This is a genomic window from Variovorax sp. DAIF25 (assembly GCF_050711835.1).
Taxonomy (GTDB): domain Bacteria; phylum Pseudomonadota; class Gammaproteobacteria; order Burkholderiales; family Burkholderiaceae_C; genus Variovorax.
Window position 1 is genome coordinate 5,818,824 of record NZ_CP136636.1, and the last position, 23,115, is coordinate 5,841,938.

The window sequence follows — 23,115 nt, forward strand, 5'->3', positions numbered from 1 at the left end:
CCCCAAAAAGAAACCGGAGACACACCATGACCCTCGACGCTTTCCCCTGGCGACGCCGGCTGCTGCTGGCGGCCGCCCTCGCCTCTCTTGCTTGTGCCTCGGCGCAGGCCAACACCGCCACCGCCTGGCCCGCCAAGCCGGTCAAGGTGATCGTCAACTTCCCGCCCGGCGGCGCGGCCGACCAGATCGCGCGCGCCGTCGCGCAGCCGCTGCAGGAGGCGCTCAAGCAGCCGGTGGTGATCGAGAACCGCGGCGGCGCCAACGGCAACCTCGGCGGCGAGGCCGTGGCGCGCGCGCCGGCCGACGGCTATACGCTGCTCATGAGCTCGGGCGGCATGGTGTCGGTGAACCCGCACCTCTATGCGCGCATGAGCTTCGACCCGGCCAAGGACCTGGTGCCGGTGGCGGCCGCGGCGCGGGTGCTGGTGTTCCTGGTCGCCAAGCCCTCGCTGCCGCCGGCCAACGTGCGCGACTTCATCGCCTATGCCAAGGCCAACCCCGGCAAGCTCTCGTATGCCTCGCCGGGCAGCGGCAGTTCGCCGCACCTCGCGGGCGAGATGTTCAAGAGCCAGGCCGGCCTGTTCGCGCTGCACGTGCCCTACCGCGGCGCCGCGCCCGCGCTGCAGGACCTGCTGGCGGGCCAGGTCGACTACGCCTTCGATCCCGGCATCGGCCTGCAGCAGGTGCGCGCGGGCAAGCTGCGCCTGCTGGCCGTGGGCAGCCCGCAGCGCTCGCCGCTGTTCCCCGACGTGCCCACGCTCGACGAGGCCGGCCTGCGCGGTTTCGATGCCGACACCGTGTTCGGTTTCTATGCGCCGGCCGGCACGCCGCCCGAGGTGGTGGCGCAGCTCAATGCGCAGATCAACCGCGCGCTCGCGCTGCCCGCCGTGAAGGAACGCATCGCCTCGCTGGGCGGCGAGGCCGTGCCCGGCACGCCGGCCGAGTTCCAGCAGCGCGCCGCGGCCGATTCGCAGCGCTTCGGCGCGCTGATCCGCGAACGCCGCATCGCGGCGGATTGAACCCAGGAGCGCGCACCCGGACCTCCAGACCTTGCCCGATCCCTTGCTCACTGAATCCACAACACGCAGAACGAAAGAGAGACAAGCCATGCAGACTTCCTTTCATCGCCGCCCCGGCGCCCTCGCGCTCACGCTGGCACTCGCCGCCTCGGCCGTGGTCCCCGCGCTCGCGCAGGACAAGCCGGTGCAGATCAAGCTGTCGAGCTGGGTGCCCGCGCAGCATCCGCTGAACCCGGCCCTGCAGGCCTGGGCCGACGACATCAAGAAGGCCTCGAACGGCTCGATCACCGCGATCCTCTTTCCCTCGGAGCAGCTGGGCAAGGCCTTCGACCACTACGACATGGCCCGCGACGGCATCGCCGACTTCTCGTACGTGAACCCCGGCTACCAGCCGGGCCGCTTCCCGGTGATGGCCGGTGCCTCGCTGCCCTTCCTGTTCGCCAACGGCAAGGAGGGCTCGGCCGCCATCGACGACTGGTACCGCGCCTACGCCGCCAAGGAGATGAAGGACGTGAAGTACTGCTTCGCCTTCGTGCACGACCCCGGCACCTTCCATTCGCGCAAGAAGATCGTGCTGCCCGCCGACGTGAAGGGCATGAAGGTGCGGCCCGCGACCAGCACCGTGGGCCAGCTCATCACCTCGCTGGGCGGCACCAACGTGCAGGCCTCGGCGCCGGAGTCGCGCGACATGCTCGAGCGCGGCGTGGCCGATGCCATCACCTTCCCCTGGGGATCGATCGGCCTGTTCGGCATCGACAAGGTGGTCAAGTACCACATGGACGTGCCACTGTACGTCACGCCCTTCGTCTGGGTCATGAACAAGGGCAAGTACGACGCGATGTCGGCGGGCCAGAAGAAGGTGATCGACGACCATTGCACCAGCGAATGGGCGCAGAAGGTGGCCGCGCCCTGGGCCGACTTCGAGTTCGCGGGCCGCGCCAAGATCGCGGGCCAGTCGGGCCACGAGGTCTACAAGCTCACGGCCGAGCAGCTCGACGCCTGGCGCAAGGCGGCCGCGCCGTCGGAGGCGCAGTGGTCCGACAGCGTGAAGAAGACGGGCGAGGATCCGAAGGCCGTGATGGACGCGCTGAAGGCGAGCCTGGCGAAGCACAAGTCGGCGCTGTGACCGCCATGAGCACGCGTCCGGCCAATGCCATGGACCGCGTGATCAACACGATCGAATGGCTGGCCGCCATCTTCGTGGGGATCGTCGCGCTCAACATCTTCGTGGCCGTGGTGCTGCGCAAGTTCTTCGACACCTCGATCCCCGACGCCTACGACTTCGGCCGCATGCTGCTCGGGATCCTGATCTTCTGGGGCATCGCGGCCACCAGCTACCGCGGCGGCCACATCACGGTCGACCTGGTCTGGACCGCGGCCGGAGCGCGCATGCGCCGCGCGATCGACATCTTCGCCACGCTGGTGCTGCTGCTGGTGGTGGCGGTGCAGACCGCGATGCTGTTCGACAAGGTGCGGCTCACCTACACCGACAACGTGCTGACCTACGACATGAACATCCCGACCTGGCCGTTCTATGCCGTGGCCTGGGCCGGCGATGTGTCGGCCGTGATCCTGATCGCGGTGCGCACCTGGCGGCTGATCTTCCATCCCGAGCTGCTGCACGACGAGCACGTCGAAGAGAAGGTGAGCGAATGAGCACCGATGCCGTCGCCCTGCTGGGCTTCGTCGCCCTGTTCGTGCTGATGCTGCTGCGCGTGCCCGTGGGCATGGCGATGGGGCTGGTCGGCGTCACCGGCTACAGCTACCTCGTGGGCCCCGGCCCCGCGCTCAAGCTGGTGGGCCAGACCTCGATGCGCACCGTGACCGACTACACCTTCGGCGTGATCCCCATGTTCATGCTGATGGGCGCGCTGGTCTCGGTGTCGGGCGTGAGCCGCGAGCTGTTCCGCGCCGCCAACTCGATGATCGGCCACCTGCGCGGCGGCCTCGGCGTGGCCACGGTGGTGGCCTGCGGCGGCTTCGCGGCGATCTGCGGCTCCTCGGTGGCCACGGCCGCCACCTTCTCGTCGGTGGCTTATCCCGAGATGCGGCGCTTCGGCTACCCGCAGTCCTTCGCCACCGGCGTGATCGCCGCGGGCGGCACGCTGGGCGCGATGCTGCCGCCGTCGACCGTGCTCGCGGTCTACGCCATCCTCACGCAGCAGGACATCGGCAAGCTGTTCATGGCCGGCATCGTGCCGGGGCTGCTCGCTATGCTGATGTACGTGCTGACCATCGTGGTCATCGTGCGCGTGAAGCCCGGCTGGCTGCCGCGCGGCGAGGCGCGGGCCTGGAGCGAGCGCGCGGCCGAGCTCAAGAACGTGTGGGCACCGATCGTGCTGTTCCTGTTCGTGATCGGCGGGCTGTACGGCGGCTTCTTCACGCCCACCGAGGCCGGCGGCGTGGGCGCGAGCGGTGCTTTCATCCTCGGCGTGCTGCGCGGCCGGCTCGACCGGGCGAAGATCCGCGAGGCCCTGCTGTCGGCCACGCGCACGGCGGCGGCGGTGTTCACCGTGCTGATCGGCGCGCTCTTGTTCGGCTACTTCCTCACCATCACGCAGAGCCCGCAGAAGCTCACCGAGTTTCTCACCGGCCTGGGCGTGGGCCGCTACGGCGTGCTCGCGCTGATCATGGTGATGTACCTGGTGCTCGGCTGCCTGATGGACGCGATGGCGATGATCATCCTCACGGTGCCGATCATCTACCCGGTGATCGTGCACCTGGGCTTCGACCCGATCTGGTTCGGCATCATCATCGTGATGACGGTGGAGCTCGGGCTGATCCATCCGCCCGTGGGCATGAACGTGTTCGTCATCAAGAGCGTGGTGAAGGACGTGAGCTTCACCACCATCTTCAAGGGCGTGCTGCCCTTCGTGGCGACCGACATCCTGCGGCTGGTGATCCTGATCGCGTTCCCCGCGATCGCGCTGTGGCTGCCCGGGCGCATGGGATGAAGGCAGCAAGCAGAATCGAGCACATGAGCACCAAGGAAATCGTCTACACCGTCCGCGTCGAATTCGGCGACTGCGACCCCGCCGGCATCGTCTGGTTCCCGAACTTCTTCCGCTGGATCGACGCGGCCTCGCGCCATTTCTTCCACCAGTGCGGCGTGCCGCGCTGGGAGGAGACCACGAAGACGCTCGGCGTGATCGGCACGCCGCTGGTCGACACGCACACGCGCTTCGTCAAGACCGCGAGCTACGGCGACACGCTCGAGATCGCGACGCGCATCGCCGAGTGGCGCGAGAAGAGCTTCGTGCAGGCCTACCGCGTGACGCGCGGCGCGGACCCGATCCTCGAATGCGAGGAGGTGCGCATCTTCGGCGGCAAGCGCGAGGACGGCAGCCTGCGCGCGCTGCCGGTGCCGCCGTCGATCCGCGCGCTCTGCGAATAGCGCGGCGCCGGGGCCGCAGGGGGCGGCGGGCGGCTTTCATCGCTGTGTCATGGCGCTCGCGCAGATTCGTGCGCGCCCCGCCATCGACCCCTCACGCGAAAAGAAATCCCCCATGGAAAGACGTTCCTTCCTGCGCCGCGGCCTGTTCTACACGGTCGCCGCCGCCACCCCTCCCGTGCTGAGCGCCTGCGGTGGCGGAGGCAGCGACGGGATCGTGTTCCCGATCGTGCCGCCGCCCGCTCCCGCGCCGGCGCCGCCGCCACCCGCGCCCGAACCCGCGGGCCGCTATGCCTTCGGCCAGGGCGTGGCCTCGGGCGACCCGAAGGACACCAGCATCGTCTTCTGGACCCGCTGCGTGCGCACCGGCACCGCCGCCAACAGCGCGGCCATCGCGCTGCGGCTCGAGGTGTCGGACACCTCGGGCTTCGGCAACCTGGTGGCGAAAGTCGCGCTCGAGGCCTCGGACCGTTTCGACCGCACCGTGCGCGCCAAGGTCACGGGCCTTTCGCCCGATACGCGCTACTTCTTCCGCTTCGTCGCGGGCAGCGACGTCAGCGCCACCGGCCGCACGCGCACCGCGCCGGCCGCCGACAGCCAGCGCCAGCAACTGCGCTTCGCCTGGTTCACCTGCCAGGACTGGCTGATCAACCACTGGGGCGCGCTCGACCTGCTGGCGGCCGAGGACGACCTCGACTTCACGGTGCACGTGGGCGACTACGTCTACGAGACCGTGGGCGCGAAGTTCCAGGCCGGCGTGGCCGAGCCCGCGCACCAGGCGATCCAGCTGCCCAACGGCGTGGCGCTGGCCGACGGCAGCGTCTATGCCAACACGGTCGACGACTACCGCACGCTCTACCGCACCTACCGCGGCGATGCGCGACTGCAGGCGGTGCATGCGAAGTTCCCGCTGATCGCGATCTGGGACGACCACGAGTTCTCGGACGACTGCTGGCAGGACCACCAGACCTACACCAACGCCAACACCCAGCAGACCGCGCGCCGCCGCGGCGCGAGCCAGGCCTGGGCCGAGTACATGCCGGTGGACTTCGGCGATGTCTCCTTCGACATGGGGAACCCGGCCTACGACAACATCAAGATCTACCGCGACTTCCACTTCGGCCCGCTGCTGCACCTGGTGATGACCGACGAGCGGCTGTACCGCGACGACCACGTGATCTCCGAGGCGCTGGTCGCGCAGCAGACGGGCGGCGATCCGGTCGACGGCAACAGCTCGATCGGCTCGCGCTACTTCGCGCCGCAGACGACGCTGCTGGCGCTCGAGGCGATGCGCACGCAGCAGCTCGGCCGGGCGCCGAGCATCCTCGGCCCGACGCAGACCGACTGGTGGAAGAACACGCTGAAGAACTCGACCGCCACCTGGAAGGTCTGGGGCAACGAGGTCTCGCTGAGCCGCATGTGGGTGGACCTGACGCAGGTGGTGCCGCAGCCGCCCGCGCCCTTCAACCAGCGCTACGTCGTCAACTGCGACGCCTGGGACGGCTACCCGAGCCACAAGGCCGACCTGATGGGCTACCTGAAGGCGCAGAACATCCGCAACGTGGTGGCGATCACGGGCGACCTGCATGCCTTCCAGTGCGGCCTGATCCGCGACCTGCCCGATCCCGCGGCCGGCACGCCGGTGCTGGTCGACTTCGTCTGCGCGGGCGTCAGCAGCTCCTCGTTCTACAGCTACATCAAGGCCGGCTCGCAGGGCACGCCGCTCACCGCGCTGACCGCCACGCCCGCCGCTTTCGAGCAAGTCATGCGCGGCAACAACCCCGACCTGCTGTTCTCCGACCACGACGCACAGGGCTATGCGAGCGCGACGGTCACGGCGCAGGCCTTCACCGTGGTCTTCAACAAGGTCAAGCCGCTCGACGCGGGCAAGGCACCCGCGAGCCCGCTGCTCAAGCGCACGCGGATCCGCGTGAATGCGGGCAGCACGACGCCGGTGATCGAGGACAACGTCTGAGACGGACGGGCCGCGAATACGGACAGCCGAACGCAGAAGGAAGACAAAAGCGCGCGGAAGTCGCAGAAGGGACGACCAATCTCTGGATGTCCTTCCGCGACTTTTGCGAGACCTTCGCGCCCTCTGCGTTCGGCTGCCCGCCTTTCTCGCAGCCTCAGGCCCTCGTGACCGCCAGCTTCGCGAGCAGGCCGTCGACGCCGCGCTCGATCAGGTCGAAGGCTTCGACGAAGGCCTGCCGGTCGCCGTACCAGGGGTCGGGCACGTCGCCCGAGAGCCCGTCGGCGAAGTCGGTCAGCAGATGGATCTTGTGCGCCGTGCCCGCGGGCGCGAGGCGACGCAAGGCCGCGCAGTGCTGGCCGGTCATGCCGACGATGGTGTCGAAGCGCTCGAAGTCCGAGGCCCGAACCTGCCGCGCGCGATGCGCGTGCATCTCGATGCCGCGCCGCCGCGCCTCGGCCACCGAACGCGGATCGGGCGGATTGCCGCGCTCCTCGTCGGAGATCGCGGCGCTGTCGACCTCGAGCGCGAGCTGCGCGGCGCGGGCCTTGTGGGCGAGCAGGGCGTGGGCGGTGGGGGAGCGGCAGATGTTGCCGGTGCAGATGAAGAGGACGCTGGCCTGGGTCATGGCCGCATTGTCCTGCCCGGACATGATCGCGCCGCGCAACTTAACGCAGCCTGACCACCGCGCGGGCCCGCGCCGCATCGAGGCGCCATCGCAACACTGTGGCCTTAAAACCCTGCATCGAACGCTGAAACGCGCATTTCGGGTTGCCCCCGCGATGACGCAGTGCAACAATCCCGCATCTTCACTTCGGAGCCTCGTGCGTGGACAGTGCCAGTTGGATCAGTGACCAGACGCGTGCCGTGGCATGCGCGGCACACCCGGCTCCGTAGCGCAGGCTTCTTGCGCGCCGCGGCCGACGTGCCCGCGGCGTGATGCCTGCCCTTCCCGGCAGGCTCTCCCTCCCCCGACATCCGTTTCGTCACTGGCGTCTCTTTGCCAGCCAGCGTGGTCCATGCCACGAGGTCCTCTCGCCCGTCACGGGTCGAAGGAGCCTTGTCATGCGTCAACTCGTTCTACATCGCCAGCCCCTGCATCGTGGCCACGCCGCCACGCATGACGCCGACCCGCGCGCCGCGTCGGCGCGCCAGCCCGCGGCCGACATGCTGCAGCCCGAGGCCGACCAGGAACTCGACAAGTCCGCTTCGTTCTGGAGCACGCGGCGCATCCGCTGCTTCCTGCTGCTGGTGCCGGGCCAACGCAAGCCGGAGCGTTCGTAGCGCCTGTCCACCGACGCGTCGCCCCGACCGTTGCATTCGAACGAAGCACCGCGCCTTCATCCACCCATCGCCAAGGAGGCCACCATGGACCCAGACCCTCGCTGGCGCCGCTGCGCGCCTCCCCTGCCTGACCGCGCCGCGCGCCGGTCGGCCTTCATCACCATGAACCATCCGCGGCACACCGAGCCGCGAAGGACCGTCACCTCCGGCTGACCCGCGGGAGGTTCTCCTTCGCGCGCCCCGTTGCGCGCCTCGCCAGGAGAACCTCGAATGAACCGCCAACGCCTGCGGCCCGCCACCCGGACCGCCCTTCTCGTCCGCCGCGCCCCGCGCCGCACACGCCCCTCGCTGCGCCAGCGCGCCGCACGCCTCCGCGCCTGGACGGCGGCATACCTCTGCGGCCTCGCGGTCACGCAGACGCATGCCGCCGGCGGGCACCACGCAGTCGACGATGCCGCGATCCTCGATCCGGGCCAATGCCAGATCGAGACCTGGGCCGATCGCCGCGATGGCGAACGCAGCGGGTACGCGCCGGTGCACCTCGGACCCGCCTGCCGCGTCGGCCCGGTCGAGCTGGGCCTGAACCTCGAGCGCGAACGCGGCAGCGAGGGCCGCACGGTGCGCGCGGCGCCGCAGCTCAAGTGGGCCCACGCACTGAGCGACGACCTCGGCGTGGGCCTGCTGGTGGCCGCGGCCTGGGAACGTTCGCCCGAGCGCGGCGCGCTGCGCTACACGGGCGCCAGCGTGGTGGTCCCGCTGACCTGGCAGATCGCCGAGGACTGGCGCGCCCACTTCAACCTGGGCCGCGACCTGCATCGCGCACAGCCCAGTCGCAGCCACTCGGGCCTGGCGCTCGAATGGACGGCCTCGCAGCAACTGGGCTTCGTGGCCGAGCGCTTCCGCGAAGGCGGCGCCAGCGCCTGGCGCGCGGGCCTGCGCTGGACGCCGACCGACACGCTGAGCATCGACCTGAGCCGCGCCCACGGGCTGCGCGCCGACCGGCCCGGCTGGTGGACCCTGGGCATGACCTGGGCCTTCCGGCGCTGAACGGCACGCCACGCTCCCGCAACACCAGAAAAACCCAACGGCCTTCGAAGGCCACGCGCCGCGCCCGTCACGCGGCGAAGGAGAACAACAATGAAGAACGTCCTCAAGTCCTTTTTCGAAAGCTTCCTGCGCAGCCGCCGCATGCTGCATCACTTCGAGCGCTGGCAGACGCTGCTGGGCTCGAAGCCCGTGGGCATCGCCTCCGCCGCGATGCCGCCCGAGATCGCGAACGCGCTGAGCGCCGCCTCGCTGGCCGATGCCGGCGACATGCTGGCGCAGCTCGACAGCTCGCCGCAGGGCCTGAGCGAGGAACACGCCACCGCGCTGCGCAAGCGCCTGGGCGGCAACGAGGTGAACCACGAGAAGCCGCTGCCGTGGTGGACCCACCTGTGGCAGTGCTACCGCAATCCCTTCAACCTGCTGCTGACCGTGCTCGCGCTGGTCTCCTACGTCACCGAGGACATGAAGGCCGCGGTGGTGATCGGCAGCATGGTGGTGCTGTCGACGGTGCTGCGCTTCCTGCAGGAGTCGCGCTCGAACAAGGCGGCCGACAAGCTCAAGGCGATGGTCAGCAACACCTCGACCGTGCTGCGGCCCGTGGAGGGCTCGGACGGCGCGCTGCGCATCGAGGTCCCGATGCGCGACCTGGTGCCCGGCGACCTGATCGCGCTGTCGGCCGGCGACATGATCCCGGCCGACTGCCGGCTGCTCTCGGCCAAGGACCTGTTCATCAGCCAGTCGGCGCTGACCGGCGAGGCGATGCCGGTCGAGAAGTTCGCCAGCGTGCCCGCAGCCGGCAGCACGAGCGGCGTGCTCGAGCGCGACAACCTGCTGTTCATGGGCACCAACGTGATCAGCGGCACCGCGACCGCGCTGATCGTGCACACCGGCGCGCGCACCTTCTTCGGCGCGCTGGCGCAGCGCGTGAGCGCGACCGACCGCGGCACCACGGCCTTCCAGGCCGGCATCAACCGCGTGAGCTGGGTGCTGATCCGCTTCATGCTGGTGATGGCGCCGCTGGTGCTGGTGATCAACGGCGTGACCAAGGGCGACTGGTGGGAGGCGGCGCTGTTCGCGCTGTCGATCGCGGTCGGCCTCACGCCCGAGATGCTGCCGATGATCGTGACGGCCACGCTCGCCAAGGGCGCGGTCGTGATGTCGCGCCAGAAGGTGATCGTCAAGCGCCTCGAGGCGATCCACAACTTCGGCGCCATGGACGTGCTGTGCACCGACAAGACCGGCACGCTGACGCAGGACCGCATCGTGCTCGAGCGCCACACCAACGCCTGGGGCGAGGGCTCCGACCACGTGCTGCAGCTGGCCTACCTCAACAGCTTCCACCAGACCGGCCTGAAGAACCTGCTCGACAAGGCGGTGCTGAGCCATGCCCAGATGCAGCTCGACACCCGGCTGCAGACCGACTGGCGCAAGGTCGACGAGGTGCCCTTCGACTTCTCGCGCCGCCGCATGTCGGTGGTGGTCGCCGGCAGCGACGCGGCCGAGGAACACCTGCTGATCTGCAAGGGCGCGCTCGAGGAAGTGCTGGCCGTGTGCAGCGCGGTCGAGCGCGGTGCCGAGGTGCTCGCGCTCGACGCGGAGGTGCTCGCGCGCATCCACGCCGTGGCCTCGGAGCTCAATGCCCAGGGCCTGCGCGTGGTGGCGGTGGCCAGCCGCGTGCTGCGCGGCGATGCGCGCCGCGCCGCCTATGGCGTGGCCGACGAGACCGAGCTCACGCTGCTCGGCTACGTGGCCTTCCTCGATCCGCCGAAGGAATCGACCGCGCCCGCGCTGCGCGCGCTGGCCGAGCACGGGGTGGCCGTGAAGGTGCTGACCGGCGACAACGAGCTGGTGACGCGCAAGGTCTGCGGCGACGTCGGCATCGAGGCCGGCCGCATGGTGCTGGGCCACGAGGTCGAGCGCATGAACGAGGCCGAGCTGCGCCGGATCGTCGAGCAGCGCCAGGTCTTCGCCAAACTCACGCCCGCGCACAAGGAACGCATCGTGCAGGCGCTGCATGCCAACGGCCACGTGGTGGGCTTCATGGGCGACGGCATCAACGACGCGCCCGCGCTGCGCGCGGCCGACATCGGCATCTCGGTCGACGGCGCGGTGGACGTGGCCAAGGAATCGGCCGACATCATCCTGCTCGAGAAGAGCCTGATGGTGCTCGAGCAGGGCGTGGTGGAGGGCCGCCGCACCTTCGCGAACATGCTCAAGTACATCAAGCTCACCGCGAGCTCGAACTTCGGCAACGTGTTCTCGGTGCTGGTGGCGAGCGCCTTCCTGCCCTTCCTGCCGATGCTGCCGCTGCACCTGCTGGTGCAGAACCTGCTGTACGACGTGTCGCAGATCGCGATCCCGTTCGACAACGTCGACGAGGAGTTCCTGCGCAAGCCGCAGAGCTGGAACCCGGGCGACCTGGGCCGCTTCATGGTGTTCTTCGGGCCGCTGAGCTCGGTGTTCGACATCCTGACCTATGTCGTGATGTGGTACGTGTTCGCCGCCAACTCGCCCGAGCACCAGACCCTGTTCCAGTCGGGCTGGTTCGTCGAGGGCCTGCTGTCGCAGACGCTGATCGTGCACCTGATCCGCACGCGCCGCATCCCGTTCCTGCAAAGCCGCGCGGCCTGGCCGCTGCTGATCATGGGCGCGGCGATCGCGGCCGTGGGCATCTGGCTGCCGATGGGCCCGGTGGCGCACTACTTCAAGCTCGAGGCGCTGCCGATCACCTACTTCCCGTGGCTGCTGCTGATGCTCGGCGGCTACGCGGCGCTGGTGCAGGCGGTCAAGGGCTGGTATGCGCGGCGCTACGGCTGGCAATGAGCCGGTGACGACAACGGTGACGACAAGAGGGAGCGGCGGCTGTCACATGCCGCCGCTACCCTGGTTCACGACCGACAAGGAGGAGATCGCATGGAAGCGGTACAGAACTTCAACCTGCCCTCGCTGCTCGACACCCTGCTGAGCGTGTTCACGGCCTTCGTGCTGGGCTCGCTGATCGGCTTCGAGCGCCAGGTGCGCCAGCGCACCGCCGGGCTGCGCACCAACACGCTGGTGGCCGTGGGCGCGGCCGTGTTCGTCGACATGGCCAACCGCCTGCACGGCCACGACGGCGCGGTGCACGTGGCGGCCTACGTGGTCTCGGGCATCGGCTTTCTCGGCGCGGGCGCGATCATGAAGGAAGGCGCCAACATCACGGGCCTCAACACCGCGGCCACGCTGTGGGGATCGGCCGCCGTGGGCGCCTGCGCGGGCGCCGACCTGATCGGCGAGGCCGTGATCGCCGCGCTGTTCGTGCTCGCGAGCAACACCCTGCTGCGGCCCGTGGTCAACCGCATCAACCGGCAGCCGGTGAAGGAGGAGTCGGGCGAGGCCAGCTACACGGTGCGCGTGATCTGCACGCGCGCCTCCCGGCCCGAGGTGATGGACCAGGTGCTGCTGCTGCTCGAAGCCGCCAACTACCCGGTGCGCGACGTCGACCAGCATGCCTTCGGCGCCACCGACACCGAGATCGAGGCCACGCTCTATGCGACCGCGGTCGAGGCCGAGGAACTCGACCGGGTGGTCGCGGAGCTCGAGGCGCTGGAGGGCGTGCAGCAGGCGTTCTGGAACGCGAGCGCGGAGGATTGAGCGAGCCCTCGGTCGCCTGAAAGCGCAGCGAACGCACTATCCTGTGCGCTCACGCCGCTCCCCAGGACCGCCATGGACAGCCCGCCGCTCCCCGATGCCGCCTCGACCGACCGCCACGCGGCCGCGGTGCGCGCGGGCTCGACGCCCGGCGCATCGAAGCTGCTGGTGCTGGACCTCGACGAGACCTTGATCCACGCGCGGGAGACGCCGCTCGACCACCCGGAAGACTTCCGGGCGGTGGGCTACCACGTCTACCTGCGGCCGCATCTCGCGGACTTCCTGGCCCGGATGCTCGAGCGCTTCGAGGTCGGCGTGTGGACCGCCTCGGGCGAGATCTACGCCGCCCAGGTCGTGGAGCGGATCTTCCCGCCCGGCAAGCTGGCCTTCCTCTGGTCGAGCAAGCGCTGCACCACCACGCGCGACTGGATCACGGGCGGCTACCAGACCGTGAAGAACCTGCAGAAGCTCAAGTCGCGCGGCTATCCGCTCGAATCGATCATCGCCGTGGACGACACGCCCGCGAAGTACGCGCGCAGCTACGGCAACCTGGTCACGGTGCGCGAGTTCCTCGGCGAGCGCGACGATGCCGAGCTGCCGCTGCTGGCGCAGTACCTGGTGCAGCTGGCCGATGTGCCGAACGTGCGCGCGGTCGAGAAACGCAACTGGCGCGGGCGCGTCGGGTTCGATGCGACTTCGCGTGCGTCGCTGGATGGCCATGGCTGATTCATCGAAGGCACCGAGGTGACGCGCGGCACCAAGTACGCGCTGCGCTCCGACGTGATGTTTCTCTGACGATCTCCCAATGCGCGGCGCGCCATGAAAAAAGCGGCACCGCCTTCCAGCGATGCCGCCCTCTTCGAGACAGCGGATCGAAGCGTCGCGCTCAGACGCCGAGGATCGACACTGCCTTGGTGTTGAGGTAGGCCTCGAGCGCCTCCGGGCCGCCTTCCGAGCCGTAGCCCGAGTCCTTCACGCCGCCGAACGGCATCTCGGGCGATGGGGTCGCGGGCTGGTTGACCCACAGCATGCCGAGCTCGAGCTTCTGACTCAGCAGGTGCGCGTTCTTGATCGACTTGGTGAACGCGTAGCCTGCCAGGCCGAAGGGCAGGCGGTTCGATTCGGCGATGGCCTCGTCCAGCGTGTCGAAGCCGCGGATGGCGGCGATCGGGCCGAAGGGCTCGTTGTTGAAGACGTCGGCGTCCAGCGGCACGTCGGTCAGCACGGTCGGGGCAAAGAAGTTGCCGGCATCGCCGACGCGCTCGCCGCCGGTGGCGATGGTCGCGCCCTTCTTGCGGGCGTCGTCGAGCACATGCGCCATGGCCGTGAGGCGGCGCGCATTCGCCAGCGGGCCCAGGGTGGTGCCGTCGGCCAGGCCGTCGCCGAGCTTCAGGCCTTCGGCGTGCTTGACCATGGCCTTGGCAAATTCCTCGCGGATGCTGTTGTGCACCAGGAAGCGGGTCGGCGAGATGCAGACCTGGCCCGCGTTGCGGAACTTGGCGGCACCGGCGGCCTTGGCGGCCAGCGCGACGTCGGCGTCCTCGGCCACGATCACCGGGGCGTGGCCGCCCAGTTCCATGGTCACGCGCTTCATGTGCTGGCCGGCCAGGCCGGCGAGCTGCTTGCCGACGGGGGTCGAGCCCGTGAAGGTGACCTTGCGGATGATCGGGTGCGGGATCAGGTAGGCCGAGATCTCGGCCGGGTTGCCGAACACCAGGCCGACGGTGCCGGCGGGGATGCCGGCGTCGACGAAGGCCTGCAGCAGGGCGGCGGGCGACGCGGGGGTTTCCTCGGGCGCCTTCACGAGGAAGGAGCAGCCGGTGGCCAGCGCGGCGCCGAGCTTGCGCACGACCTGGTTGATCGGGAAGTTCCAGGGCGTGAAGGCGGCCACGGGGCCCACGGGCTCCTTGATGACCAGCTGCTGCGCCGCGAGGTTGCGCGAGGGCACGATGCGGCCGTAGACGCGGCGGCCTTCGTCGGCGAACCATTCGATGATGTCGGCGGCGGCCAGGGTCTCGCCCTTGGCTTCGGCCAGCGGCTTGCCCTGTTCCTGCGTCAGCAGCTTGGCGATGTCGCCGGCGCGTTCGCGGATCAGGCCGGCGGCGCGGCGCATGACGGCGGCGCGCTCATGGGCCGGGGTGTTGCGCCAGGCGTCGAAGCCGCGCTGGGCAGCCGCCAGGGCACGGTCGAGGTCGGGGATGCCGGCATGCGCCACCTTGCCGATGACCTGGCCCGTGGCCGGGTTCACCACGTCGAGGGTCTTGCGGCTGGCGGCGTCCACCCATTCGTTGTCGATCAGCAGGCGGGTGTCGGTATAGGAGGAGGCGGTCATGGCGAGCTTTTCCTTCGGCAGGGGATGGGAGTGGAAACGGGGAGTTCGGATGGCGGCACGGCGCCCAAAAAAGGCGCGTGCGGCTGGGCGGCAGCGGGCTGCCGGGGCGCATAGGTTAACCCGAGTCGGGGATGCGCGCAGGCGGCCGCCCGCCTCCCCCGCCGGGGAAGGGCGTTTGGCGCGCCGGTGCTCAGAGCACCAGCAGCGCCCGGAAGTCGTTGACGTTGGTGTGCGTCGGCCCGGTCACGAACAGGTCGCCGATGGCGTCGAAGTAGCCGTAAGCATCGTTGCGGTCGAGGTGGTCCGAGAGCTTGCGGCCCGCGTTGGCGGCGCGCGCCAGGGTGTCGGGCGTGACGTAGGCGCCGGCGTTGTCCTCCACGCCGTCGATGCCGTCGGTGTCGGCCGCCAGCGCCCACACATCGGCCTGGCCCAGCAGCGCCCCCGCGAGCCCCATGCAGAACTCGCCGGCGCGTCCGCCCCGGCCCTTGGCCTGGCCGGGTTGGCGCGGCCGGATGGTGACGGTGGTCTCGCCGCCCGAGAGGATCACGCAGGGCCTGGCGAACGGCGCGCCGCGCTGGGCCACGGCGCGCGCGAGCGCGGCATGCACCTTGCCGACCTCGCGCGATTCGCCTTCCATCTCGTCGCTGAGGATGTGGGCCTCGATGCCGGCCGCGCGCGCGGCCGCGGCGGCCGCTTCGAGCGACTGCTGCGGCGCCGCGATCATGTGGGTCTGGTAGCCCTGGAACACGGCGTCGCCGGGCTTGGGCGTCTCGAGCGCGCCGCTCTCGAGCTGCGCGCGCACCGGCGCCGGCACCTCGATGCGGTAGCGGTCGAGGATGGCCAGCGCGTCGGCGCAGGTGGTGGCGTCGGGCACGGTGGGGCCGCTCGCGATCACGGCCGGGTCGTCGCCGGGCACGTCGCTGATGGTGAGCGTGACCACGCGCGCCGGCGCACAGGCCGCCGCGAGCCGGCCGCCCTTGATGCGCGAGAGGTGCTTGCGCACGCAGTTCATCTCGCCGATGTGGGCGCCGCTGTCGAGCAGCTGCTTGTTGATGCGCTGCTTGTCGGCCAGCGTCAGGCCCTCGGCCGGCAGCACCAGCAGCGAGGAGCCGCCGCCCGAGATCAGGCACAGCACGAGGTCGTCGGCGGTCAGGCCTTCGGTCAGCGCGAGGATGCGCTCGGCGGCCTGCTGGCCGGCCGCGTCGGGCACGGGATGCGCGGCCTCGACGATCTCGATGCGGCTGGGCAGCCCCTCGGGCCGCGGCGGGATGTGGTCGTAGCGCGTGACCACCAGGCCCGACAGCGGCGCGTCGGCCGGCCACAGTGCCTCGAGCGCCTGCACCATCGAACCGCCGGCCTTGCCGGCACCGAGCACCAGCGTGCGGCCCTTGGGCGGCTTGGGCAGGTGCGCGCCCAGGGTCGACAGCGGCAGCGCGCGGTCGACCGCGACGCGGTAGAGGTGTTCGAGGAAGGCGCGCGGCGCCTGGCGGGGATCGGGAGCGGTCGCGTCTTGCAGCGAGGGGGGCGTCGAGGTCTTGGCGGTCATGGGTGGCGTTGTCTCCGGGGCCTGCATTTTGCGGCGAACCCGAGTCCGCCCTCTTGACCGCGGTCTAGTTCGTCTTGGCTCCGCCCTGGAACCAGCGGCCGATCAGGGCGCGCTCCTCGTCGGTGATCGAGGTGGCGTTGTTCATCGGCATGATCTTCGTGACCACCACCTGCTGGTAGATGGCCTGGGCGTGGGCACTCACCTGCTCGGGCGAGTCGACGCGCACGTTCTTCATCTGCACGCTCGCGCCGTGGCACATGTAGCAGCGCTGCTCGAGCACCTTCTGCACGTCCTGGTAGGCCACGGCCGGCGCGCTCGGCGCGGCGGCGGCCACGGGGGCGGCGGGTTCGGGCTTCATCCAGACGATGGTCAGGCCCAGCACGGCCACGCCGACCATCGCATAGGGCAGCGGGTTGCGCGCGTTGCCGAGCTTGAAGCGGTGGCGCACCACGAAGAACTGCCGGATCGCCGCGCCGCCGAGCATGATCAGCAGCAGCACGATCCAGTTGTGCTTGTGGGTGTAGGTGAAGCTGTAGTGGTTGCTCAGCATCGCGAACAGCACCGGCAGCGTGAAGTAGGTGTTGTGCACGCTGCGCTGCTTGCCGCGCTGGCCGTGCACCGGGTCGACCGGGCGGCCTTCGCGCAGCGCCTGCACGTTCTTGCGCTGGCCCGGGATGATCCAGAAGAACACGTTGCCGCTCATGGTCGTGGCCATCATGGCGCCGACCAGCAGGAAGGCCGCGCGGCCCGCGAACCACTGGCAGGCCAGCCAGGCCGCGAAGGCCACGAAGATCGCCACCAGCACGCCGACGATGGTGTCGCCGTTCTTGCGCCGGCCGAACAGCTGGCAGATGCTGTCGTAGACCATCCAGAACACGACCAGGAAGGCCAGCGCCACGGCGATCGCCGCGCCCGGCTGCCAGTCCATCTTCGACTTGTCGATCAGGTAGGTGCTGGCGTTCCAGAGGTACGACATGGTGAAGAGCGCGAAGCCCGTGAGCCATGTGGAGTAGCTCTCCCAGTACGACCAGTGCAGGTGGTCGGGCAGCTTCTTGGGCGCCAGCAGGTACTTCTGCATGTTGTAGAAGCCGCCGCCGTGCACGGCCCACTGCTCGCCGCCCACGCCCTTGTCGAGCGATTCGGGGTCCTGCGGCTTCTCGAGGCTGTTGTCCAGCATCACGAAGTAGAAGGAGGCGCCGATCCAGGCGATGGCGGTGATGACGTGGACCCAGCGCAGCAGCAGGTTGGCCCAGTCGAGGTAGTAGCTTTCCATGAGGTGCTCTCTCAATCCGCTCGGCGCGGGGGAACGCCGGGCGCGGATGTCTTCGTCCTGCTCACCACTGCGGGCGCTGTAAGCAGAGAAAGTGCCGCGAACGCAGGCTCCGGGTGGGCCTCGCTCCGCTGCGGCAGATACTTGTGGACTGAAAGTGTATACAGTTTTGGCGAGGGGCGGCGTGGTTTTTTGCGGCGCCGGTGCCGGGAAAACCCTGTTCGTGCACCGAAGCGCCGGCTCAGCCCAGCGATTGCAACAACTGTGCCGCCACCGCGACCGCGATCACCTCGGGCTCCTTGCCCGTGATGCCCGGCACGCCGATCGGGCAGGTGATGCGCGCCAGCTCGGCCGCCGTGAAGCCGCGCGCCTCGAGCCGGTGGCTGAAGGTGGCCCATTTGGTCTTGCTGCCGATCAGGCCGATGTAGGGCAGGTCGTCGTGCTCGCGCAGGCGGCGCAGGCAGGCGATCACGATGTCGAGGTCCTCGGCATGGCTGAAGCTCATGATCAGCACGCGGCTGCCGGGCGCGAGCGAGGCCACCGCGTCCTGCACCGGCTCGGAATGCTCGGTCTCGACCTGGGCCGGCAGTTCTTCGGGGAACACGCCGTCGCGGCTGTCGATCCAGCGCACCGAGAACGGCAGGCCCGCGAGCAGCCGCGCGAGCGCCGCACCCACGTGGCCGCCGCCGAACAGCGCCACCGGCCTCAGGTGCTCGACCAGCGCGCGCCGCAGCTCGGGGATGTCGCTGGCCGAGACGCGCCGGAACGACAGGAACACCACGCCGCCACAGCACTGGCCCAGGCTCGGGCCCAGCGGATAGCGCTGGATGCCGTCGATGGCGCGAGCACCGGCCAGCAGCTCGCGCGCTTCCTGCGTGGCCTGGAACTCGAGCTGGCCGCCGCCGATGGTGGCCGTGAGGCCCTCGGCCCAGACCGCCATCCAGGTGCCGGCCTCGCGCGGCGCCGAGCCCTGCGTGGATTCGACGCGCACCAGCACCGCGTCTTCGTCGCGAAGACGGGCCAGCAGTTGGTCGACCGCGCCGTTCATGAGGGATACCTTCGGTTGCGGGCGAGTGAGGGACTCACGGTATAAACCCGGCGATGAATTTTCAGCCCACGACGCGCCGCCTCGCCCTGGCGGTGTCTTTTCTTGCCGCGCTCTGGCTCGCCGGGTGCGGCACCACCGGTTCGGTGCCCGGTCAACTGAGCAAGGCCACCGCCGAACCCGGCGCCAGCGGCCGGCCGGCGCCGCGCGCCTCGAATGCCACCAGCGCGCGCGACTACCGGCGCGACGCCGCGCGCCATGTCTACGACCTCAACAACCGCCGCATCTACGGCGGGCAGTTGCCGCCGGTGCTCTATGCGGTCGGCACGCTGCAGGTCAGCCTCGACGGCAGCGGCCGCGTGGTCTCGCTGCACTGGCTGCGTGCGCCCCAGCATGCGCCCGAGGTCATCGCCGAGATCGAGCGCACCGTGCTGCAGGCCGCGCCCTTCCCGGCCGCGTCGCGGCTCGGGCCGGTCGTGTGGACCGACACCTGGCTCTGGGACAAGAGCGGGCGCTTCCAGCTCGACACGCTGACCGAAGGGCAGCAGCAGTAGCGCCGGCTCCCTCCCCCGCTGGGGGAGGGCTGGGGTGGGGGCACGCAGCGCCTCCATGGGGCGCGGGGGCAGCCCCCATCCCGACCTTCCCCCAGAGGGGGAAGGAGGAAGACGTTCGACAGTCACGCTGTCGGCGTTCACGACCCCCGGTAGGTCGAATAGCTCCACGGGCTCACCAGCAGCGGCACGTGGTAGTGCTGGTCGGCATGCGCCACGCCGAAGTCCAGCGACACCTTGTTGAGGAAGTTCGGCTCGGGCAGCGCCACGCCGCGCGCCTTGAAGTACCCCGCCACGTCGAACACCAGCCGGTAGGTGCCGGTCTTCAGCGTGCTGTTGTCGTAGAGCGGGCCGTCGCTGCGGCCGTCCGCATTCAGCGTGAAGCGCCGCACCAGCGTGGCGGCGTCGCCCTCGGTGGTGAAGAGCGCGACCTCCATGCCGGCCGCGGGGCCGCCATGCATCGTGTCCAGTACGTGGGTGCTCAGGCCCATGGGAGTTTCCTTCGGTCGGTCAGGTGAGAGTGCGGGATATTCCGGTGGACAAAAGTGTATACAGTTGTCGGCTTTCGGTCTATCATGAAAAACATGGAGTCCTCCACCACCCGTTCGATCGTCGATGCGCTCACCCGCGCCATCGTCGACCACCGGCTTCAGCCCGGCACCAAGCTGGCCGAGCAGAAGCTGGCGGACCATTTCGGCGTGTCGCGCACGCTGGTGCGCCAGGCGCTGTTCCAGCTCGCGCAGAACAAGCTGATCCGGCTCGAGCCCGCGCGCGGCGCCTTCGTGGCGGCGCCCGCGGTCGACGAGGCCAAGCAGGTGTTCGCGGTGCGCCGCATGCTCGAGGCCGAGATGACGCGCGAGTTCGTGCGCACCGTCACGCCGGCCAAGATCAAGGCGCTCAAGGAACACGTGGCGCTCGAGAAATCGGCCGTGTCGGGCGAGGACGTCTCGGGCCGCACCGAGCTGCTCGGCGACTTCCACGTGCGCATGGCCGAGCTCATGGGCAACCAGGTGCTGGCGCAGATCCTCGGCGAGCTGATCTCGCGCTGCGCCCTCATCACGCTCATGTACCAGAGCACCAGCGCCGCCGAGCATTCGAACGACGAGCACGCCGACATCGTCAAGGCGCTGGCCGCGCGCGACGAGGAGCGCGCCGTGCGCCTGATGACCGAGCACCTGCAGCACGTCGAGGCCAACCTGGTGTTCGACCGCAAGGTGCCCACCAGCGACATCTCCCTCGCATTGTCCTGATCCCTTCCACCATGACCGTCTACGACACCACCCTGCCCTACCCGCGCGACCTCGTCGGCTACGGCCGCAACCCGCCCCATGCGCAGTGGCCCGGCAACGCGCGCATCGCGGTGCAGTTCGTCCTCAACTACGAGGAAGGCGGCGAGAACGCCACGCTGCACGGCGACGCCGGCTCGGAACAGTTCCTCTCGGAGATGTTCAATCCCGCGAGCTACCCCGACCGCCACATCAGCATGGAAGGCATCTACGAGTACGGCTCGCGCGTGGGCGTATGGCGCCTCTTGCGCGAGTTCGAGAAGCGCGGCCTGCCGCTCACGGTGTTCGGCGTCGGCATGGCGCTCGAGCGCCATCCCGAGCTCACGGCCGCCTTCAAGGAACTGGGCCACGAGATCGCCTGCCACGGCTGGCGCTGGATCCACTACCAGAACATCGACGAGGCCACCGAGCGCGAGCACATGCGCCTGGGCATGGAGGCCATCGAGAAGCTCACGGGCGAGCGAGCCCTGGGCTGGTACACCGGCCGCGACAGCCCGCGCACGCGCCGCCTGGTGGCCGACTACGGCGGCTTCGAGTACGACAGCGACTACTACGGCGACGACCTGCCGTTCTGGATGAAGGTGCGCAAGACCGACGGCGCCACCGTGCCGCAGCTCATCGTGCCCTACACGCTCGACTGCAACGACATGCGCTTCGCGCTGCCGCAGGGCTACTCGCACGCCGACCCCTTCTTCCAGTACATGAAGGACAGTTTCGACGCGCTCTACGCCGAGGGCGACGAGGCGCCGAAGATGATGAGCATCGGCATGCACTGCCGCCTGCTCGGGCGCCCGGGCCGCATCGTGGCGCTGCAGCGCTTTCTCGATCACATCGCCAGCCACGAGCGGGTGTGGGTCTGCCGCCGCGTCGACATCGCGCGGCACTGGAAGAAGACCCATCCGTTCGAAGCCTCTTCCCAAGCCTCGCAAGCTTGATTCATACGGAGGACACACACGCCATGAGCCTGACCATCGAACAACTGAACGCCGCGGGCGCCGACGAAGCCGTCGCGCTGCTCGACGGCACCTACGAGCACTCGCCGTGGATCGCGCGCCGGGCGCTGGCCGCGCGCCCGTTCCGTTCGCTGCAGCACCTGAAGTACGCGCTCGCGCAGGCCGTGAACACGGCCACCAAGGAGGAGCGCCTGGCCCTGATCCGCGCCCACCCCGAGCTCGCGGGCAAGGCGATGGTCAGCAAGACGCTGACCGCCGAATCGACCAACGAGCAGGGCAAGGCCGGCCTCACCGACTGCACGCCCGAGGAGTTCGCGAAGATCCAGCGGCTCAACGCCGACTACAACGCGAAGTTCGGCTTCCCCTTCATCCTCGCGGTGCGCGGCCCGCGCGGCACGGGCCTGTCCAAGCGCGAGATCATCGACACCTTCGAGCGCCGCGCCTACAACCATCCCGACTTCGAGCTCGCCGAGGCGCTGCGCAACATCCACCGCATCGCCGAGATCCGCCTGAACGACAAGTTCGGCACCGAGCCGGCGCTCGGCAACCACGTGTGGGACTGGCAGGAGGCGCTCGCGGTGCACAGCGACCCGGGCTTCGCCGAGAAGGGCCAGCTCACCGTGACCTACCTGACCGATGCGCACCGCGCCTGCGCCGCGCAGATCGCGCGCGAGATGCGCGAGGCCGGCTTCGACTCGGTGGAGATCGACGCGGTCGGCAACGTGGTGGGCCGCTACGAGGGCGCGACGCCCGATGCGAAGACGCTGCTCACGGGCTCGCACTACGACACCGTGCGCAACGGCGGCAAGTACGACGGCCGGCTCGGCATCTTCGTGCCCATGGCCTGCGTGCGCGAGCTCAAGCGCCAGAACCGCCGCCTGCCCTTCGCCTTCGAGGTGGTGGGCTTCGCCGAGGAGGAAGGCCAGCGCTACAAGGCCACCTTCCTCGGTTCGGGCGCGCTGATCGGCCACTTCAACCCGGCCTGGCTCGACCAGAAGGACGCCGACGGCATCACCATGCGCGAGGCGCGCGCCCATGCGGGCCTGCGCGAGGAGGACATCGCCAAGGCGCAGCGCGATCCCTCGAAGTACCTGGGCTTCGTCGAGGTGCACATCGAGCAGGGCCCGGTGCTCAACGAGCTCGACATCCCGCTGGGCATCGTGACCTCGATCAACGGCAGCGTGCGCTACGTGGGCGAGGTGATCGGCATGGCCAGCCATGCGGGCACCACGCCGATGGACCGCCGCCGCGACGCCGCCGCGGCCGTGGCCGAGCTGATCCTCTACACCGAGCAGCGCGCCGCCAAGGATGGCGACTCGGTCGGCACCGTCGGCATGCTCGAGGTGCCGAGCGGCTCGATCAACGTGGTGCCCGGGCGCTGCAAGTTCAGCCTCGACCTGCGCGCGCCCAACGATGCGCAGCGCGATGCGCTCGCCGACGACGTGGTGAAGGCGCTGCAGGACATCTGCGAGCGCCGCGGCGTGCGCCACACGCTCGAGGAAACCATGCGAGCCTCGGCCGCGCCGAGCGCGCCCGAATGGCAGCAGCGCTGGGAACGCGCGGTCGATTCGCTCGGCGTGCCGCTGTTCCGCATGCCCAGCGGCGCCGGCCACGACGCGATGAAGCTGCACGAGGTGATGCCGCAGGCCATGCTGTTCGTGCGCGGCATCAACTCCGGCATCAGCCACAACCCGCTCGAATCGAGCACCAACGACGACATGGAGCTGGCGGTGCAAGCCTTCCAGCATCTGCTCGACAACCTGAACGGCGCACCGAGCGCCGCCTGAACCCC

Annotated in this window: 22 protein-coding genes; 16 read left to right on the forward strand and 6 right to left on the reverse strand. The window is 69.6% G+C overall.

Annotated features, from left to right (window positions below):
* The first annotated feature begins 26 nt into the window (after nt 1-26).
* The 6 genes from R0232_RS26845 to R0232_RS26870 all read left to right on the forward strand — a co-directional run bounded on the left by R0232_RS26845 (nt 27) and on the right by R0232_RS26870 (nt 6,385).
* Nucleotides 27-1,019 carry a Bug family tripartite tricarboxylate transporter substrate binding protein gene (locus tag R0232_RS26845; RefSeq protein ID WP_431510063.1) on the forward strand — a complete coding sequence of 331 codons (993 nt, stop codon included), beginning with the start codon at nt 27-29 and terminating at the stop codon, nt 1,017-1,019.
* A gap of 88 nt (nt 1,020-1,107) precedes the next feature.
* A complete protein-coding gene (locus tag R0232_RS26850) occupies nt 1,108-2,145 on the forward strand; it encodes a TRAP transporter substrate-binding protein (RefSeq protein WP_431510064.1) in 1,038 nt (345 codons plus the stop codon).
* Between the two features lie 5 nt (nt 2,146-2,150).
* The gene (locus R0232_RS26855; RefSeq protein ID WP_431510065.1) at nt 2,151-2,675 is read left to right on the forward strand and encodes a TRAP transporter small permease; all 525 of its coding nucleotides are present in this window, start codon (nt 2,151-2,153) and stop codon (nt 2,673-2,675) included.
* On the forward strand, nt 2,672-3,973 hold the full coding sequence (locus R0232_RS26860) for a TRAP transporter large permease (protein WP_057592022.1): 1,302 nt from the start codon (nt 2,672-2,674) through the stop codon (nt 3,971-3,973). Before R0232_RS26855 ends, R0232_RS26860 begins: the two co-directional genes overlap by 4 nt.
* Nucleotides 3,974-3,996: 23 nt before the next feature.
* Nucleotides 3,997-4,413, forward strand: a complete 417-nt coding sequence (locus tag R0232_RS26865; protein WP_203202331.1) for an acyl-CoA thioesterase — start codon at nt 3,997-3,999, stop codon at nt 4,411-4,413.
* Nucleotides 4,414-4,525: 112 nt separating this feature from the next.
* Nucleotides 4,526-6,385, forward strand: a complete 1,860-nt coding sequence (locus R0232_RS26870; RefSeq protein WP_431510066.1) for an alkaline phosphatase D family protein — start codon at nt 4,526-4,528, stop codon at nt 6,383-6,385.
* Nucleotides 6,386-6,539: 154 nt separating this feature from the next.
* On the opposite strand, the gene R0232_RS26875 is transcribed toward R0232_RS26870, so the two are convergent.
* Entirely contained in the window at nt 6,540-7,010 is a 471-nt protein-coding gene (locus R0232_RS26875) for a low molecular weight protein-tyrosine-phosphatase (RefSeq protein ID WP_431510067.1), read from the reverse strand.
* A 437-nt stretch (nt 7,011-7,447) separates the two neighbouring features.
* Between R0232_RS26875 and R0232_RS26880 the strand changes: the two genes are divergently transcribed.
* The 6 genes from R0232_RS26880 to R0232_RS26905 all read left to right on the forward strand — a co-directional run bounded on the left by R0232_RS26880 (nt 7,448) and on the right by R0232_RS26905 (nt 13,066).
* Nucleotides 7,448-7,666 (forward strand): hypothetical protein, encoded by a 219-nt coding sequence (locus tag R0232_RS26880; RefSeq protein WP_208512677.1) that lies wholly within the window; start codon nt 7,448-7,450, stop codon nt 7,664-7,666.
* An 84-nt stretch (nt 7,667-7,750) separates the two neighbouring features.
* Nucleotides 7,751-7,879, forward strand: a complete 129-nt coding sequence (locus R0232_RS26885) for a hypothetical protein (RefSeq protein WP_431510068.1) — start codon at nt 7,751-7,753, stop codon at nt 7,877-7,879.
* Between the two features lie 57 nt (nt 7,880-7,936).
* Nucleotides 7,937-8,713 carry a hypothetical protein gene (locus tag R0232_RS26890; protein WP_431510069.1) on the forward strand — a complete coding sequence of 259 codons (777 nt, stop codon included), beginning with the start codon at nt 7,937-7,939 and terminating at the stop codon, nt 8,711-8,713.
* Nucleotides 8,714-8,803: 90 nt separating this feature from the next.
* The gene (mgtA, locus tag R0232_RS26895; RefSeq protein ID WP_208512675.1) at nt 8,804-11,536 is read left to right on the forward strand and encodes a magnesium-translocating P-type ATPase; all 2,733 of its coding nucleotides are present in this window, start codon (nt 8,804-8,806) and stop codon (nt 11,534-11,536) included.
* Nucleotides 11,537-11,626: 90 nt separating this feature from the next.
* A complete protein-coding gene (locus tag R0232_RS26900) occupies nt 11,627-12,343 on the forward strand; it encodes an MgtC/SapB family protein (protein WP_093340486.1) in 717 nt (238 codons plus the stop codon).
* Between the two features lie 72 nt (nt 12,344-12,415).
* Nucleotides 12,416-13,066, forward strand: coding sequence for an NIF family HAD-type phosphatase (locus R0232_RS26905; RefSeq protein ID WP_431510070.1), 651 nt, complete (start codon nt 12,416-12,418; stop codon nt 13,064-13,066).
* A 160-nt stretch (nt 13,067-13,226) separates the two neighbouring features.
* Here the strand turns inward: R0232_RS26905 and R0232_RS26910 are convergent, their stop codons facing one another.
* The 4 genes from R0232_RS26910 to xdhC form a co-directional block, all read right to left on the reverse strand.
* On the reverse strand, nt 13,227-14,672 hold the full coding sequence (locus R0232_RS26910) for an NAD-dependent succinate-semialdehyde dehydrogenase (protein WP_057596537.1): 1,446 nt from the start codon (nt 14,670-14,672) through the stop codon (nt 13,227-13,229).
* Between the two features lie 190 nt (nt 14,673-14,862).
* Nucleotides 14,863-16,218, reverse strand: coding sequence for a glycerate kinase type-2 family protein (locus R0232_RS26915; protein WP_431510071.1), 1,356 nt, complete (start codon nt 16,216-16,218; stop codon nt 14,863-14,865).
* A gap of 64 nt (nt 16,219-16,282) precedes the next feature.
* The gene (locus R0232_RS26920; protein WP_431510072.1) at nt 16,283-17,491 is read right to left on the reverse strand and encodes a urate hydroxylase PuuD; all 1,209 of its coding nucleotides are present in this window, start codon (nt 17,489-17,491) and stop codon (nt 16,283-16,285) included.
* Nucleotides 17,492-17,729: 238 nt separating this feature from the next.
* Entirely contained in the window at nt 17,730-18,536 is an 807-nt protein-coding gene (gene xdhC / locus R0232_RS26925) for a xanthine dehydrogenase accessory protein XdhC (RefSeq protein ID WP_431510073.1), read from the reverse strand.
* 53 nt (nt 18,537-18,589) lie between these two features.
* Here xdhC and R0232_RS26930 point away from each other — a divergent pair, with 53 nt between their 5' ends.
* Nucleotides 18,590-19,087, forward strand: a complete 498-nt coding sequence (locus R0232_RS26930; RefSeq protein ID WP_431510074.1) for a hypothetical protein — start codon at nt 18,590-18,592, stop codon at nt 19,085-19,087.
* Nucleotides 19,088-19,224: 137 nt separating this feature from the next.
* Here R0232_RS26930 and uraH read toward each other — a convergent pair whose 3' ends face one another.
* Nucleotides 19,225-19,575 carry a hydroxyisourate hydrolase gene (uraH, locus tag R0232_RS26935; RefSeq protein ID WP_093340498.1) on the reverse strand — a complete coding sequence of 117 codons (351 nt, stop codon included), beginning with the start codon at nt 19,573-19,575 and terminating at the stop codon, nt 19,225-19,227.
* Between the two features lie 84 nt (nt 19,576-19,659).
* Between uraH and R0232_RS26940 the strand changes: the two genes are divergently transcribed.
* The 3 genes from R0232_RS26940 to uraD are packed head-to-tail and all read left to right on the forward strand — an operon-like array spanning nt 19,660 to nt 23,110.
* On the forward strand, nt 19,660-20,334 hold the full coding sequence (locus tag R0232_RS26940) for a GntR family transcriptional regulator (protein WP_057596531.1): 675 nt from the start codon (nt 19,660-19,662) through the stop codon (nt 20,332-20,334).
* Between the two features lie 11 nt (nt 20,335-20,345).
* Nucleotides 20,346-21,305, forward strand: coding sequence for an allantoinase PuuE (gene puuE / locus R0232_RS26945; RefSeq protein WP_208512669.1), 960 nt, complete (start codon nt 20,346-20,348; stop codon nt 21,303-21,305).
* Nucleotides 21,306-21,328: 23 nt separating this feature from the next.
* A complete protein-coding gene (gene uraD, locus R0232_RS26950; protein WP_431510075.1) occupies nt 21,329-23,110 on the forward strand; it encodes a 2-oxo-4-hydroxy-4-carboxy-5-ureidoimidazoline decarboxylase in 1,782 nt (593 codons plus the stop codon).
* The last annotated feature ends 5 nt before the right edge of the window (nt 23,111-23,115 follow it).

Bases quoted from the DNA above. Each gene is read 5' to 3' on its own strand.
- R0232_RS26855 (WP_431510065.1), top strand. From the start codon at position 2,151: ATGAGCACGCGTCCGGCCAATGCCATGGACCGCGTGATCAACACGATC.
- R0232_RS26875 (WP_431510067.1), bottom strand. From the start codon at position 7,010: ATGACCCAGGCCAGCGTCCTCTTCATCTGCACCGGCAACATCTGCCGC.
- R0232_RS26900 (WP_093340486.1), top strand. From the start codon at position 11,627: ATGGAAGCGGTACAGAACTTCAACCTGCCCTCGCTGCTCGACACCCTG.
- R0232_RS26940 (WP_057596531.1), top strand. From the start codon at position 19,660: ATGAAAAACATGGAGTCCTCCACCACCCGTTCGATCGTCGATGCGCTC.
- R0232_RS26905 (WP_431510070.1), top strand. From the start codon at position 12,416: ATGGACAGCCCGCCGCTCCCCGATGCCGCCTCGACCGACCGCCACGCG.
- xdhC (WP_431510073.1), bottom strand. From the start codon at position 18,536: ATGAACGGCGCGGTCGACCAACTGCTGGCCCGTCTTCGCGACGAAGAC.
- R0232_RS26920 (WP_431510072.1), bottom strand. From the start codon at position 17,491: ATGGAAAGCTACTACCTCGACTGGGCCAACCTGCTGCTGCGCTGGGTC.
- R0232_RS26860 (WP_057592022.1), top strand. From the start codon at position 2,672: ATGAGCACCGATGCCGTCGCCCTGCTGGGCTTCGTCGCCCTGTTCGTG.
- R0232_RS26870 (WP_431510066.1), top strand. From the start codon at position 4,526: ATGGAAAGACGTTCCTTCCTGCGCCGCGGCCTGTTCTACACGGTCGCC.
- puuE (WP_208512669.1), top strand. From the start codon at position 20,346: ATGACCGTCTACGACACCACCCTGCCCTACCCGCGCGACCTCGTCGGC.
- R0232_RS26930 (WP_431510074.1), top strand. From the start codon at position 18,590: ATGAATTTTCAGCCCACGACGCGCCGCCTCGCCCTGGCGGTGTCTTTT.
- R0232_RS26915 (WP_431510071.1), bottom strand. From the start codon at position 16,218: ATGACCGCCAAGACCTCGACGCCCCCCTCGCTGCAAGACGCGACCGCT.
- R0232_RS26890 (WP_431510069.1), top strand. From the start codon at position 7,937: ATGAACCGCCAACGCCTGCGGCCCGCCACCCGGACCGCCCTTCTCGTC.
- R0232_RS26910 (WP_057596537.1), bottom strand. From the start codon at position 14,672: ATGACCGCCTCCTCCTATACCGACACCCGCCTGCTGATCGACAACGAA.
- R0232_RS26845 (WP_431510063.1), top strand. From the start codon at position 27: ATGACCCTCGACGCTTTCCCCTGGCGACGCCGGCTGCTGCTGGCGGCC.
- R0232_RS26850 (WP_431510064.1), top strand. From the start codon at position 1,108: ATGCAGACTTCCTTTCATCGCCGCCCCGGCGCCCTCGCGCTCACGCTG.
- R0232_RS26865 (WP_203202331.1), top strand. From the start codon at position 3,997: ATGAGCACCAAGGAAATCGTCTACACCGTCCGCGTCGAATTCGGCGAC.
- uraH (WP_093340498.1), bottom strand. From the start codon at position 19,575: ATGGGCCTGAGCACCCACGTACTGGACACGATGCATGGCGGCCCCGCG.
- R0232_RS26885 (WP_431510068.1), top strand. From the start codon at position 7,751: ATGGACCCAGACCCTCGCTGGCGCCGCTGCGCGCCTCCCCTGCCTGAC.
- R0232_RS26880 (WP_208512677.1), top strand. From the start codon at position 7,448: ATGCGTCAACTCGTTCTACATCGCCAGCCCCTGCATCGTGGCCACGCC.
- uraD (WP_431510075.1), top strand. From the start codon at position 21,329: ATGAGCCTGACCATCGAACAACTGAACGCCGCGGGCGCCGACGAAGCC.
- mgtA (WP_208512675.1), top strand. From the start codon at position 8,804: ATGAAGAACGTCCTCAAGTCCTTTTTCGAAAGCTTCCTGCGCAGCCGC.